Consider the following 1,674-nt stretch of genomic DNA (forward strand, 5'->3'; position numbering starts at 1 on the left):
ACAGTTCTCTTATACAGGAGTATACACATGGGTGTACATTGTCTTATGTTATATAACATAAGACAATGTACACCCATGTGTATACTCCTGTATAAGAGAACTGTATACCCCTGTATAGGCGATCGCATTCTTGTATATCCCTGTATCGCTTTTTGTATATCCCTGTATGGGCGATCGCTGCCAGCATTGCACATTCATAAAACCTTGTAAATATTGCTGTGCAACAGTTACAGCGATCGCACTCACTTCCTCGATCGCACCCTTGTACGTTCCTTGTAAGCGATCGCACTCTTGTATATCCCTGTATCGCCTCTTGTATATCCCTGTATGGGCGATCGCACCAGTATTACATATTCATAAAACCTTGTAAGCATTGCTGTGTAACAATTACAGCGATTGCACTCACTTTCTCGATCGCCTCTCTCAGTTATAAACAACTACCCTAAAATACCAGTAGACTTATACAAATCTCCAATCAATTAGATGTATACATACATGAGTGATAAGAGATTTGTATCATTCGTGTTTAGACTTAATCGTACAGGTCTGTCGTGCGGCAACAACAGTGCTAGGCGATCGCCTAGCAGCTTTACTAGCAAAAGGCTTGAGTCTTGGTTTCGCCTGCCCTTTGCAGTTAGCAGTTAGCAGTTAGTTGAAAACAACTGTGTACATTTATATGGTTTAGAGTTGTATGTATATGTCTGTATGTGTACAATAAGGTTATACACAACTACTTCTACGACTCCAAGCCTTAACCGATCGCCCTCTCCCTGAGTCCTTCTACCTACCCCTTTCCACTGCCATGAACCGAGAAGCTATTCTACAGCGATACCACGATCGCATTGCAGCAGGAGCTAGAACACGCCTGACGGGTGACGAGGTATCAGCCTTAGTGAACTCCTTTATCGTTCGGCTCAAGTCCTTAGACAACCGGGCTGAGATTGACCAACTCTGTGCTGATGAAATTGCGCTGTTAGAGCAGGGCTACCCGCAAGCCACGGTAGCCAAAAACTACATCCCCAAGTACCGCAAAGCGATTCTAGCGGCGACTGAGGACGGAAACTTGCCACTAACTAAAAACACTCTGCTCGACTACGACTACACCAAACGCAATGGTGAGGTCGTTCACTTTCATGGGCACTACGCCTATACAGTGATGAAGTACACAGACGAGTATACAAACATTGCTCAAGAGGATAATACCCGTAACAACCAGAAGCAGGACAACCTTAAGCCTGTGAACCTGGAGCGATACCTGGAGGAGGCGCGAAAGCTGCTAGCAAGCCATGATCACAATGATTTGGCGGTTGGAATTGCTGCTGTGACTGGTCGCAGATTCAGTGAAGTCGTTCAGCACAGATTTTCTAAGACTGCCGATCCCTACACGTTGCGTTTTGCAGGGCAACTGAAGAAACGGGACGAAGTCGAAGCCTACAACACACTTTGCTTGGTTCCGGCTTCTGAGGTTTGGAAGGCTATTGGGCGTTTCCGCAGGCTAGAACGGGTTCACGAGTTGCAAGAATTATCTACTCAGCAGATCAACGCCAGAGACTGTTCTGAATTTTGTGTAAGCGGTCTAAAATCCCAGTAACTCAGGAGACCGCATCATGGTACGCAAGAAGAAAGAACCCAATCGCGTTGATGAAATGCTCGATGAACTGTTGGCAGACTGCC

Annotated in this window: 1 protein-coding gene; it reads left to right on the forward strand. The window is 45.8% G+C overall.

Annotated features, from left to right (window positions below):
• Nucleotides 1–802 precede the first annotated feature (802 nt).
• Nucleotides 803–1,591, forward strand: coding sequence for a protelomerase family protein (locus tag IQ268_RS31930; protein WP_193887498.1), 789 nt, complete (start codon nucleotides 803–805; stop codon nucleotides 1,589–1,591).
• The last annotated feature ends 83 nt before the right edge of the window (nucleotides 1,592–1,674 follow it).

The organism is Oculatella sp. LEGE 06141 (genome assembly GCF_015207605.1).
Classification (GTDB): Bacteria; Cyanobacteriota; Cyanobacteriia; order Elainellales; family Elainellaceae; genus Oculatella.

What these genes read in the sequence shown, in the direction of transcription:
- IQ268_RS31930 (WP_193887498.1), top strand. Translation starts at nt 803, where the DNA reads ATGAACCGAGAAGCTATTCTACAGCGATACCACGATCGCATTGCAGCA.